Below are 12,664 nucleotides of genomic sequence, written 5' to 3'. Positions count from 1 at the left end.
TACATTAGCAAATACTTCAGAATGCTTTCATTTAGAATATCTTACTGCTTGTGGTGCACTTGCATGTTGAATTCGGGCTGTGTTGATAATAAAAAGGGACACCCATAAAAATATTACTGATATTTAACAATTTTTGTTATTAACATATTATGGGTGACCAAATTTTTCTAATTACCTACTCGCTGCTTAAGAACGCTAAACTGCTCACTGTGTTGATCATCGATGGCGCAAATACTTAATAGATCATCGATAAAATGATCAAGTGCTCGCTCTTCTATCTGCTTTATTTGTGCTTGCTGCTTTTGGGTCAGCATGTGATACATCGTGGCAGCACCAAAGTCGCCGAAGATGATATTGGCTTGGTCGTCGAACAAGGTGTTATGGGCGTATAAGTCGCCATGACAAACCTGATTTTGATGTAGGTGTGTAAATACAGCTTCCATTTGAACAACGATTTTAGCAATTTGGTCAATCGACAGCGTAAAGCTCGCTGGAAAGGTATCGCGGGTGCAGCTTTTAAAACATGGCGGTAGGCCCAAGTTATTAAAGCGAGCGGGTATTAAGTTCATGATCAAAGCTAAGTAGCCTTGCTCGTTCACTTGCGCTAAAGACTGCACCAGATTTGGATGATTACCTACTTTCAAGCACACTTGTAATTCGTCTTCAGGGTAACCATCGCTCGTTACTTCGCCTTTAAACACTTTAACCGCAACCTCATCAGGAAATCTCGCTTGCTCGTTATTCCACGTAGCCTTTGAAATAACCCCTGACGCCCCCTGCCCTAATATTTGATGCAAGGTAAAGCTTGATGACGAAACGTGAGGAACAGGCTCAATGCTGATATCTGACTGACTAAATGGGTTACCTGAAAACGCCAACCACGCAAGTTTAGGTAAGCCTAACAATTGATCTGGGCACTCGGCAAGGCGGTTGGCAGAAATGCGTACTAACTCAAGGTTAGTAGCCTGATCCATGGTTGCCGGCAGTTTTGTTAACAAATTCCCGGCTAATGCTAATTTTTGTAGGCGTGGCCGTTCGCCCAAGGCATCAGGTAATACTTCAATCCGGTTATCCGTTAAGATCAGCCAGCGTAATTTTGGTGGTAATGCACTAGCCGGAACCTGATTAATTTGGTTTGATTTAAAGCCGACCATTTCTAAATTAGGGCATTGTCCGAGTACTTCAGGTAATGTTTCAAACTGGTTGTTTGAAGCAAAAATAATTTTAAGCTGCTTTAACTGCGCTAATTCTGGTGGCAATGAGGTTAATTGGTTGTTGGATAAATCAAGAATTTCTAAGCTGTCAGCCAATGACAATATTTCTAATGGAAATGACGTTAAGTTTTCAGATAAGGCTAAGCGTTGAATACCTGCTAGTTCGCCAGATTGTAGCTGAGAAAGTGTCTGCAAAATAATTAATCCATAGTGAGTGTGTCGTTAAGTAATTCGACTTGAAGGCTGTTGTATGGTTACGCTGCTGTGTAGCGGTTCAATGCCTTAAAGCTAAAACTTAAATTCTAGATAGCAAAAAGCCCGTTACTCTTTCGAGTAACGGGCTTTTCTAATTTGGTGCGGATGGGGGGACTTGAACCCCCACGCCCTAAAGCACAGCCCCCTCAAGGCTGCGTGTCTACCAATTTCACCACATCCGCAAATTTATTTCATTTAGGCTGTTAAGCCAAGTTTTCTAGTTTGGTACATCTGCGCTATCAGATACTGGCACATCAGCGTCTTTAGCTTGTTCAACGGCTTCGATAACTGGGTTTGAAAGATTTTCAAACTCATCTACTTTATTAGCACGTTCAGCAGTCAGATTACCTAGTATTAAGCTTATCAAGAAGAAGATAGTTGCTAAAACACCAGTGCTACGAGTTAGGAAGTTACCTGCACCTGATGAACCAAAAAGAGTTCCAGATGAGCCGCTACCAAAAGAAGCGCCCATGTCAGCTCCTTTACCCTGCTGAATTAACACCAAACCTACGATAGCGAGTGCTACTACCAAATATATTACAATTAGTATTTCATACATTAGTCGTTTCTCTGTGCGTTTTGACAAATGGTCATAAATTTTTCAGCGATTAAACTCGCGCCGCCAACTAAGGCCCCATTTATGTCATCTTGCTTAAATAGTTCAGCAGCGTTGTTTTCATTAACACTGCCGCCGTATAGAATTCTTACTCCAGCGGCCACTTCTTCATCGTGCTTCGCCAAATGTTGACGAATAAAGCGATGAACTTCTTGTGCCTGAGCTGGGGTTGCGCTCTTGCCTGTACCAATAGCCCATACAGGTTCGTACGCTATTACACCGTTAGTAAACGCAGCGATAGAGCTTTGTTCAATAACCGCATCAATATCTTGTGCGATAACATTAAATGTTAGTTCTTGCTCACGCTGTTCGTCTGATTCACCGGTACATAATATCGGGACTAAACCAGCGGCTAACGCGGCTTGATACTTATTGGCAACAAGCTCCGGTGTTTCACCATATAGGCTTCGACGTTCAGAGTGACCAACAATCACATATTCACAACCTAGGTCTAACAACATTTCAGTTGATAGTTCACCAGTAAAAGCGCCTTTGGCTTGCTCACTTACATTTTGAGCGCCGACTTTAATTACTGATCCGTTAGTTGCAACTTGTGTGATTAACGATTCAAGATACACACTAGGAGGACATAAAACAACATCAACACTATTAAGTTGCTGAGTAGAAAAGCTTTTGCTAAATTCTTCAGCTAACAATCTGTTACCGTTCATTTTCCAATTGGCGGCAACCAATGGTCTCAACTTGGTCATTCGTATTCTCTCCATTAAGGCGGGGCTGATATTAACTATTCTTAGTGCTCGTTACAAGTTACAAAGCGAAATATATTAATATTTATGGTTGTTCGAGGGTTTTTTAATCATTTAGTGTCACATCCATGTGACAAAGTCATAAATAGCTTACTCATTAATCACAAAGCGTTTTTACCACGGCAGCAATTTTTTGTGCGTGGAAGTTAACGTCGTCTTCATTAACACCTTCGACCATAACGCGGATTACTGGTTCAGTCCCTGATTTGCGCAGCAGTACCCGACCATCGTTGCCTAAGGCTTGCTCAGAGTCTGCAACCGCTTGTAAGACTTGCGCGTTAGTCATAATTTCCTGCCCTGCTTTGTAACGGACATTAATCATAGTTTGCGGTAATAAGGTCATGCCTTGGCGTAAATCAACCAGATCGAGCCCTGAGTGCTGAATGGCTGTTAAGATCAACAAGGCCGCAACAATGCCGTCACCAGTGGTATTATGATCAAGTGAAATAATGTGGCCTGAGTTTTCACCACCAATTTTCCAACCATTGGCTGCTAGCGCTTCCATGACATGGCGATCGCCAACATCGGCGCGAATAAATGGCACGCCTAGGTTTTTCAACGCAAGCTCAAAACCAAGGTTACTCATTTTAGTGCCGACAACACCGCCACCTAACATGCCGCTTTTAAGTGCTTCACGCACGATAATGTAAAGCGTTTCATCACCGTCAAGCGCGTAACCTGTTCGGTCAACCATCATTAAGCGATCGCCGTCGCCGTCAAGCGCTATCCCTAAATCAGCACCTTCTTCAACAACCTTTTTTTGCAAGTTAGCTAAATCGGTTGCACCATAACCATCGTTAATGTTTAAGCCGTTAGGCGAACAACCGATGGTAATGACCTCAGCGCCTAATTCAGAAAATACGGCAGGAGCGATGTGATACGTGGCGCCGTGGGCGCAATCGACCACTAACTTCATGCCATGAAGTGATAAGGCATTAGGGAAGTTACTTTTACAAAATTCGATGTAGCGACCTGCGGCATCATCAATTCGAGTCGCTTTGCCCAGCAACTCAGATTCAACACAGCCCATTTCTTTATCTAGTTCAGCTTCAATCGCCAACTCAAGATCGTCGTCAAGTTTGGTACCGTCTGCCGAGAAAAACTTAATGCCGTTATCATAATATGGGTTGTGCGATGCACTAATAACAATGCCCGCTTCAGCGCGGAAGGTTCGCGTTAAATAGGCCACCGCAGGCGTTGGCATTGGGCCAACCAACACAACGTTTAAACCCGCTGCAGACAAACCAGCTTCCAGTGCTGATTCGAACATGTAACCAGATATCCGGGTATCCTTGCCAATAATAACTTTTCGAGTGCCTAGCTTGGCAAGTACCTTACCGGCGGCGTAACCTAAACGCATCGCGAACGCTGGGGTGATATGTCCCTCGCCTACTTTGCCTCGAATTCCATCTGTTCCAAAATATTTACGTTGTGACATGTTATTTCCTTTATCATTTTACTTGTCGTTAACCGTGACGGTGATGATTGTCATCGTGAATAGTCCGGTTAACTTGTTCGTTCTCAGTACAGGCTAACGTCACGTTAGCCTGTACTTTTTAAACTGCCTGCTGAGTCGCAGCAAGCACTTTAATGACGTCTGCGGTTTCTTTAACGTCATGCACTCTAATTATCTTAGCGCCTTGCTGAGCGCATAATAGCGCGCCGGCTAAACTGGCCGCTAAACGTTCATTTGGCGCCCGAGACAACAAATGATCAAACATACTCTTGCGTGATAATCCGGCCAAAATAGGCAAACCTAGTGCTTCAAATGCTGTTAAATGTTTAATCAGACTAAAATTGTGACCCATGGTTTTACCAAAACCAAAACCTGGGTCAACGATAATGTGCTCTTTCTTAATGCCAGCTTGCTCGCAAGCTGCAATGCGTTGCTCAAAAAAAACGATAATTTGACTAATTAGTTCGTCATACTTTGGTGCCGCTTGCATAGTGCGCGGTTGCCCTTGCATGTGCATTAAGCACACGGGCACATCGAGCTGCGCTGCGACAGATAAAGCATCAGGCTCTTGTAGTGCCCGAACATCGTTAATTAAATCAGCGCCGGCATTAACAGCCGCAGCCATCACTGGTGCTTTACTGGTATCAATTGAAATCCAGCAGTCAAACCGTGTCGCAATGGCTTCAATCACCGGAATAACTCGATCCAGTTCTTGTGCAACCGCTACATCGGGTGCACCAGGACGGGTTGATTCGCCACCAATATCAATGATGGTAGCACCATCGTTTAGCATTTTTTCAACTTGAACAAGTGCTTGTTGATGATTATTAAAGCGGCCACCATCAGAAAATGAGTCGGGCGTGACATTTAAAATCCCCATTATTTTCGGGGTGTCCAGCCGTAAGATCTTATTTTTACTTTTTAACATCTGCTACCACAGTACTGGTTATACAAAAAAGCCTCGATCTAAATCGAGGCTAATTTAAAATCATCAACTGAGCTAAGATTAGCTAGGAGAATCAGTTTTTGGTTCTGTGCTATCAACTGTAGGCGCTTTATCGGCGTCGGTATCAGTTTTAGTTGTTGCTTCATCCTTTACAACAGTTGCGCCTGAATCATTGTCTGAGTCATTGCTGGCAGCAACATCATCTTTGGTCCAGTTTGCTGGCGGACGAGGTTCAATACGTTCCATCAAGTCATCAATTTGCAATGCATCGATAGTTTCATATTTCATCAAACAAGCAGTCATCGAATGAAGAATATCAATGTTCTCTTCAAGGATTTTTTGTGCACGTTCGTAGTTACGGTCAATGAACGCTCTAATTTCTAGGTCAATGGCACGTGTTGTTTCTTCTGACATGTGCTTGTTTTTACCAACACTACGGCCTAAGAATACTTCGCCTTCTTCGTCAGCGTAAAGCAACGGTCCTAATTTTTCAGAAAGACCCCACTGAGTAACCATTTTGCGTGCAATTTCAGTAGCACGTTCAATGTCATTCGAAGCGCCAGTACTAACACGATCTTCACCATAAATAAGTGACTCAGCAATACGACCGCCGTATAAACTCGAGATCATGCTTTCTAAATGCAGCTTAGAATGGCTTACGCGATCATGATCGGGTAGATACATAGTCACACCCAACGCACGGCCACGAGGAATGATGCTTACTTTATAAACTGGATCATGTTCTGGTACCAAACGACCAACAATCGCGTGTCCAGCTTCATGGTAGGCAGTCATCTTCTTCTCTGACTCACGCATAACCATTGACTTGCGCTCTGCGCCCATCATGATTTTGTCTTTGGCTTTTTCAAACTCTTCCATGCTAACAACACGTTTAACACCACGGGCTGCAAATAACGCTGCTTCATTAACTAAGTTCGCTAAATCTGCACCTGAGAAACCAGGTGTACCACGAGCAATAACACTCGCTACAACATCATCGCCTAATGGCACTTTACGCATATGCACTTTAAGTATTTGCTCACGGCCTTTAATATCAGGCAAGCTAACAACCACTTGACGGTCAAAACGACCAGGACGTAGCAATGCTGGATCTAACACGTCTGGACGGTTAGTCGCGGCAATAACGATAATACCTTCATTACCTTCAAAACCATCCATTTCAACTAACATCTGGTTTAATGTTTGCTCACGCTCATCATTACCACCACCTAAACCTGCACCACGTTGGCGACCAACGGCATCGATTTCATCGATAAAGATAATACAAGGCGCAGATTTTTTAGCTTGCTCAAACATGTCACGGACACGTGATGCGCCAACACCAACAAACATTTCAACAAAGTCAGAACCTGATATGGTAAAGAACGGAACTTTAGCTTCACCGGCAATCGCTTTAGCCAGTAATGTTTTACCCGTACCTGGAGGACCAACTAGCAATATACCCGTTGGAATACGACCACCAAGTTTTTGGAATTTGGTCGGCTCGCGTAAGTAATCTACCAACTCAGCCACTTCTTCTTTGGCTTCATCACAACCGGCAACATCTGCAAAACTGGTGTTGATTTGATCATCACTCATTAAGCGGGCTTTGCTTTTGCCAAAAGACATCGCGCCTTTACCACCGCCGCCTTGCATTTGGCGCATAAAGAAGATCCAGACCCCGATTAATAAGATCATTGGGAACCAAGAAATTAGAATCGACATTAACACACTGCTTTCTTCTGGTGCTTTACGGTCGACACGAACTCCTTTAATAATTAACTGATCGATTAGTTTTGAATCATACATCGGTAAAATAGTAACAAACTTGCTACCATCACGACGTTCGCCATTAAAGGTGATGCCATCTTCACTAACATTTATGTTCGCCACACTGCCCCGATCAACTTCTTGAACAAATGATGTGTAATCTAATTTATTGGCATTTGGACTGTCGCTACCAAACCCTTGAAATACTGACATCAATACAACAGCTATTACTAACCACAGTATTAAATTTTTAGCCATGTCACTCAATGTATGACCTCTTCTTATGAAATTAATTAAATGCAAATATAAGGTTACTATACTTTATAACCCGCTGCTACTCTTATGCTACTTGTAACCCGTAGCAACAATATAAACTTCACGTGAACGGTCACGTGATGAATCAGGTTTTCTGGTTCGAACTACTTTAAACATCGTGCGAATTTCTTTCATATAATCCTCATATCCTGCTCCCATAAATACTTTAACCGCAAAACTACCATTGGGCGCTAATACTTGACGACACATATCTAGTGCTAATTCTACCAAATACATTGACTTGGGTTGGTCAATAGAACTGGTGCCACTAAAATTTGGTGCCATGTCAGATAATACCACATCAACTTTATTATCACCCACTCGGGCTAATAAAGCATTAAGTACTGCTTCTTCACGAAAATCGCCTTGTAAAAAAGCAACACCAGCAATTGCATCCATTGGTAATAGATCACAGGCAATAACCTGTCCCTTATCTCCAACAACTTTTGCCGCAAGTTGCGACCAACCACCAGGCGCTGCTCCTAAATCAACAACAGTCATGCCTTCTTTAATTAGCTTATCTTTCTCTTGTATTTCTAATAACTTAAAAACCGCACGTGAACGATAACCCAATTTCTGGGCTTTTAGAACATAGTGATCGTTAAAATGTTCCTCGATCCAACGATTACTACTTTTGGTACGAGGTTTTCTTTCATGTTTCATTAAATTATTTCTCAAACGTAAGCTATTTACAGCTTTATGGGACTTAGCTAATAGAATTAAAAATGATATGGGGGTAAAATAGCAACCTTTCAACCCTACTACAGTGAATTTTTCAAAGATGAAATTGAGCAATAAGCAAAAACAACACCTTAAAGGTTTAGCCCACAGCCTGAAACCCGTCGTACAACTTGGCTCTAATGGCTTAACTGAAGGTGTTCTTGCTGAAATCGAAAATGCCTTAGCACATCACGAATTAATAAAAGTTAAAGTAGCAACTAGCGACCGTGAAATGAAAAAACTTATCATTGAAGCGATCGTTCGTGAAACGGAATCAGTACAAGTACAAACGATTGGTCATGTTTTGGTTATTTATAAGCCAAACTCTGAACAAAAAATAGTATTACCACGCGGTTAAGCTCATTGAGCTGATAAAAAAGGAGCCACTGGCTCCTTTTTTTATAGATAATAGCCCAATACCGGCTAAATATATTCTACTTTAATAATTTCAAATTCTTTAACACCGCCGGGTGTTTGCACCGTAATTTCATCATCAATATTTTTTCCGATAAAAGCACGAGCAATCGGTGAGTTAATCGAGATTAAATTCGCTTTAATATCCGCTTCATCATCACCAACAATGCGATAGGTCACTTGCGAGTCATCATCAAGATTGAGTGCCGTTACTGTCGTACCAAAAATCACACGACCTTTGTTTGGGATTGTTGTTACATCAATAATTTGTGCATTTGACAATTTACCGTCAATCTCTTGAATACGGCCTTCACAAAAACCTTGCTCTTCACGCGCTGCATGGTATTCGGCATTTTCTTTTAAATCACCATGATCACGAGCGATTGCAATATCGTTTACAATACGTGGGCGTAATACAGTTTTTAAATGTTCTAACTCAGTGCGAAGTGCAACGGCACCCTGCTCGGTCATAGGTACTGAACTCATAAAGTCTCTTTAATGGAAAATATAAATAATTGCAGCCATTTTAGAACAGCACGAAGCGATTGGCAAACACAAAAAGATCCTATCACCATCTGATGACTCAGCAATTATTGGTCTGGGCGCTCACTTAGCCGCTTTAGCTGGAAACTGAGCAGGTAGTAGACCCAAAGTTACCGCCTGACGCACTAAAGCCATCAGATCAATTTTGGTTAAGGCCGTCAATTGGGCAAGATTGTCGAGCACAAAATATTGTGGCTGCATAATATCAATTCGATACGGGGTTCTAAATACCGTCAGTGGATCGAGCGGACTAATTTGAGCTTCTTTTCGATAGGCATACTGGGTTTCACCGGGTGATGACAAAATACCCCCACCGATAATGCGCAAACCATCGCTGCTTTTGACCAAACCAAATTCGACCGTAAACCAATATAAACGAGCGAGATATACCCGTTCTTGCTTGGTCGCTGCCAAACCCAACTTACCATAGTGTTCGGTAAACGTCGCAAAATGATCATTGGTCAACATCGCGCAATGACCAAATATCTCATGAAAAATATCGGGCTCTTGCAAATAATCAATGTCTTGACGATTACGAATAAAGGTAGCAACCGGAAACTTCTGTTGGGCCAATAAGCTAAAGAAGTGCTCAAAACCAATTAATGCCGGTACCGGTACGACTTGCCAGCCGGAAGTATCGCGTAATACCTGATTAATTTCTTCAAGTTGGGGGATCCGGTCTAGCGGTAAATTGAGTAACAATAAACCATCTAAAAAGGGCTGGCATGCCGTTTCATTAATAACGGCCATTTGCCGAGCGATTAATTCAGACCAAACTTGATGTTCTTGCGCACTATAATCAATGGTGCCATCACTCGCTGGTTGCTTGGCTTTATATACTGTTGCCTTTGCCATATCGGGCCTCGCTAGCTAGATTAATAATCAACAGCTAGCTTAATAATAGCAATTTATCTCGTTTGATATCACCTATCGACGATAATAAAGTTCAGCATCCGATTAATCTTCACCTTTGTCATTCATCAGGTGTGACGTGGCGTAAAAGATCATAAAGACCACAATAGCCGCCATCACACTTAAGCCGATGACACTGCCAAGTGCCGCATCGTTATTTAATACAAATTCTATCCAGTCCATTGTAAGCTCCAGTCTCTATTAATCATTAATAGTGCTATTTGTTATTGCAATTCCTCGAAATTAAATCATCAGTTTTGTGTGGCCAAAAGCGTCTGAGAACAACTTATTACTTTTGTCGTAAACAATCACGGATCATTAAGAGGTTTGATTTAAGTGATATCAAATCCGATAATTAATTTAACGGCATTGGATAATGCCAATTACATTAAAAAGGTGATCATTTTTCACGGTTAAAACAAATAATGTAATTGGTATGAGCTCTATGATAAGCAAACTGGGGGAAATCAAACTGATCGGGATCAAACATTGGTGGGGTTTTGTTGGTTTTTTAAACGTCAAAAAGCCCGCAATTGCGGGCTTCTTGGTGCTTTACTAATCTTTGGGTGGGAAAAAGCTTGCTTATCGCTTAGCCAATTTCTCTTTAATACGTGCAGCACGACCTGAAAGGTCACGAAGATAGTAAAGTTTCGCTTGACGAACAAGTCCGCGGCGCTTAACTGTAATGCTATCAACAACAGGGCTGTGAGTTTGGAAAACACGCTCAACACCAACACCGCTAGAAATTTTACGTACGGTAAATGCTGAATGTAAACCACGGCTACGAATAGCGATTACTACGCCTTCGTATGCCTGTAGACGAGTACGCTCGCCTTCTACAACTCGAACCTGAACAACAACAGTGTCGCCAGGTGCGAAGCTAGGAAGATCTTGCTTTAGCTGTGCATCTTCGATTGCTTGAATAATTGGATTTTTCATAATTCTCTCATCCTAGATTATACTGAACTCTTCAAACCGTTGTTTTTTTCAACAACAAGGGCAAGCATTTTAGCTTGCTCGTCAGTCAGAGCTAGGTCATCGATTAAATCGGGTCGACGTTTATAAGTTCTCTCAATTGATTGCTCTAAACGCCAACGTCTTATTTTTTCATGATTTCCGCTTAGTAATACCGCAGGAACTGATTCGCCATTTAAGGTTTCAGGGCGAGTATAATGCGGGCAGTCTAATAAACCATCAGCAAATGAGTCTTGCTCTGCCGATGCCTGTTTACCCAATACTCCAGGAACAAAACGAGACACTGCATCAATCAATGTCATCGCAGGAAGTTCCCCCCCACTTAATACATAGTCACCAATAGACCATTCTTCGTCGACAAGACTTGTAATGATCCGTTCATCTATTCCTTCGTAGCGACCACAAATTAGAATTAAATTCTTATTTGTAGCCAGCTCTTCAACCCCAGTTTGGTCTAAGCGACGGCCCTGTGGCGATAAATAGATAACCTTAGCTTTACCACCAGTTTCTTCAATCGATGCTGCTTGCGCGGCATTGATTGCATCAGTTAGTGGCTGCACCATCATTAACATACCCGGACCACCGCCATAAGGACGATCATCAACGGTACGATGTTTATCATGGGTGAAATCACGAGGATTCCAACATTGCAACTGTAATAAGTTATTCTTAACTGCACGTCCTGTAATGCCCTGCTCTGTGATGGCTTTAAACATGTCAGGAAATAACGTTATAATTCCTAACCACATTTTAACCACCTCACAACTGACATCTTCAATTCGGTATTCGCACGAAACATTTTAGAAAAACGTGTACTTTTATTTAAAGCACAAACGCTTAACAACATATAACGTACTCCAACCACTTAGAAATCAGGATCCCAGTCCACTTCAATAACCCGGGTCTGACGATCAATATTAATGATCACTTCACCATCGACTAAAGGGATTAATCTTTCTTTTTTACCGAACGCGTCGCGAATATTCGCTTTTACTTGCAGTACGTCGTTAGAACCGGTTTCCATTAGCGCATCGACATGCCCCATGGTATAACCTTTAGTGTTCTTCACTTCCATACCGATAAGTTCACGCCAGTAGAAGTCATTGTCGTCAAGCGCTACAAGTTGCTCAGAGTTAACAGCGATTTTACAACCGGTCATACGCACTGCGTCATCACGGCCATTACCATCGGCTAACCTTGCTACAACTCCTTTGCCATGGACTCGCCATTCGGCGACTTCCACTTCAACCCATTTCCCGGCTACTTCAAGTAACCAAGGCGAGTAATCAAAAATACTCTCAGGGGTGTCGGTGTAGGTAGTGATTTTCATCCAACCTTTGATACCGTATGGTGCACCTATGCAGCCTAACAGTACATTTTCGCTGGAGTTACTCATCAAATACCCTTACGCAGCTTTACGCGCGTCTTTAATTAATTTTGCTACGCGATCAGTAGTTTGAGCGCCTTGGCCAATCCAATGTTCAACACGGTCAAGATCAAGACGTAGAGTCTCTTCTTGGCCACGAGCCATTGGGTTGAAGAAACCAATTTTCTCAATATAACGGCCGTCACGTGCACAACGACTATCTGCTACTACTACCTGGTAGAATGGACGCTTCTTTGCGCCACCACGAGCCAAACGAATGGTTACCATAGGTAAATATTCCTCTAATGTTTCTGGTGATTAACCAGAGTGTTATCTAAATGTTTTCACAGCCTAATTCTGACAAGACTTGAAATATATTATCCAAGCTCGCCGAC

15 protein-coding genes and 1 tRNA gene are annotated in these 12,664 nt (G+C 42.3%); 1 reads left to right on the top strand and 15 read right to left on the bottom strand.

The genetic code is table 11. From position 1 onward, the window contains the following. Positions 1-167: 167 nt before the first annotated feature. From HRU23_14460 to rlmE, 8 genes are all read right to left on the bottom strand, one after another. Complete coding sequence (locus HRU23_14460) at positions 168-1,409, bottom strand: protein kinase (protein NRA55343.1); 1,242 nt, start codon at positions 1,407-1,409, stop codon at positions 168-170. 157 nt (positions 1,410-1,566) lie between these two features. Next, a tRNA-Leu gene (locus tag HRU23_14455) sits at positions 1,567-1,651 on the bottom strand. A 35-nt stretch (positions 1,652-1,686) separates the two neighbouring features. Beyond that, positions 1,687-2,028 carry a preprotein translocase subunit SecG gene (gene secG, locus HRU23_14450; protein ID NRA55342.1) on the bottom strand — a complete coding sequence of 114 codons (342 nt, stop codon included), beginning with the start codon at positions 2,026-2,028 and terminating at the stop codon, positions 1,687-1,689. Next, positions 2,028-2,795, bottom strand: coding sequence for a triose-phosphate isomerase (locus HRU23_14445; protein ID NRA55341.1), 768 nt, complete (start codon positions 2,793-2,795; stop codon positions 2,028-2,030). Before HRU23_14445 ends, secG begins: the two co-directional genes overlap by 1 nt. Positions 2,796-2,949: 154 nt before the next feature. Next, positions 2,950-4,290, bottom strand: a complete 1,341-nt coding sequence (gene glmM / locus HRU23_14440) for a phosphoglucosamine mutase (protein NRA55340.1) — start codon at positions 4,288-4,290, stop codon at positions 2,950-2,952. A gap of 118 nt (positions 4,291-4,408) precedes the next feature. Next, entirely contained in the window at positions 4,409-5,236 is an 828-nt protein-coding gene (folP, locus tag HRU23_14435; GenBank protein NRA55339.1) for a dihydropteroate synthase, read from the bottom strand. 78 nt (positions 5,237-5,314) lie between these two features. Then, positions 5,315-7,291, bottom strand: a complete 1,977-nt coding sequence (gene ftsH / locus HRU23_14430; protein ID NRA55338.1) for an ATP-dependent zinc metalloprotease FtsH — start codon at positions 7,289-7,291, stop codon at positions 5,315-5,317. 78 nt (positions 7,292-7,369) lie between these two features. After that, positions 7,370-8,002 carry a 23S rRNA (uridine(2552)-2'-O)-methyltransferase RlmE gene (gene rlmE / locus HRU23_14425; GenBank protein ID NRA55337.1) on the bottom strand — a complete coding sequence of 211 codons (633 nt, stop codon included), beginning with the start codon at positions 8,000-8,002 and terminating at the stop codon, positions 7,370-7,372. A gap of 118 nt (positions 8,003-8,120) precedes the next feature. On the opposite strand from rlmE, the gene yhbY reads away from it, so the two are divergent. Beyond that, the gene (gene yhbY / locus HRU23_14420; protein ID NRA55336.1) at positions 8,121-8,417 is read left to right on the top strand and encodes a ribosome assembly RNA-binding protein YhbY; all 297 of its coding nucleotides are present in this window, start codon (positions 8,121-8,123) and stop codon (positions 8,415-8,417) included. Positions 8,418-8,482: 65 nt separating this feature from the next. On the opposite strand, the gene greA is transcribed toward yhbY, so the two are convergent. The 7 genes from greA to rpsP form a co-directional block, all read right to left on the bottom strand. Further along, positions 8,483-8,959: a transcription elongation factor GreA gene (gene greA, locus HRU23_14415; GenBank protein ID NRA55335.1), complete on the bottom strand. Its 477-nt coding sequence runs from the start codon at positions 8,957-8,959 to the stop codon at positions 8,483-8,485. Positions 8,960-9,079: 120 nt separating this feature from the next. Further along, a complete protein-coding gene (locus tag HRU23_14410; protein ID NRA55334.1) occupies positions 9,080-9,871 on the bottom strand; it encodes a phenylalanine 4-monooxygenase in 792 nt (263 codons plus the stop codon). A 102-nt stretch (positions 9,872-9,973) separates the two neighbouring features. Beyond that, a complete protein-coding gene (locus tag HRU23_14405) occupies positions 9,974-10,111 on the bottom strand; it encodes a hypothetical protein (GenBank protein NRA55333.1) in 138 nt (45 codons plus the stop codon). 399 nt (positions 10,112-10,510) lie between these two features. Beyond that, the gene (gene rplS / locus HRU23_14400) at positions 10,511-10,867 is read right to left on the bottom strand and encodes a 50S ribosomal protein L19 (protein NRA55332.1); all 357 of its coding nucleotides are present in this window, start codon (positions 10,865-10,867) and stop codon (positions 10,511-10,513) included. 17 nt (positions 10,868-10,884) lie between these two features. Further along, positions 10,885-11,652, bottom strand: a complete 768-nt coding sequence (gene trmD, locus HRU23_14395) for a tRNA (guanosine(37)-N1)-methyltransferase TrmD (protein ID NRA55331.1) — start codon at positions 11,650-11,652, stop codon at positions 10,885-10,887. Positions 11,653-11,768: 116 nt separating this feature from the next. Further along, positions 11,769-12,299: a ribosome maturation factor RimM gene (gene rimM / locus HRU23_14390; GenBank protein NRA55330.1), complete on the bottom strand. Its 531-nt coding sequence runs from the start codon at positions 12,297-12,299 to the stop codon at positions 11,769-11,771. 9 nt (positions 12,300-12,308) lie between these two features. Then, the gene (rpsP, locus tag HRU23_14385) at positions 12,309-12,557 is read right to left on the bottom strand and encodes a 30S ribosomal protein S16 (GenBank protein ID NRA55329.1); all 249 of its coding nucleotides are present in this window, start codon (positions 12,555-12,557) and stop codon (positions 12,309-12,311) included. Positions 12,558-12,664: the final 107 nt, after the last annotated feature.

Source organism: Gammaproteobacteria bacterium, assembly GCA_013214945.1.
Classification (GTDB): Bacteria; Pseudomonadota; Gammaproteobacteria; order Enterobacterales; family Psychrobiaceae; genus Psychrobium.
The sequence above is the reverse complement of the archived record's forward strand: the minus strand, read 5'-3'. Positions and strand labels throughout refer to the sequence as shown.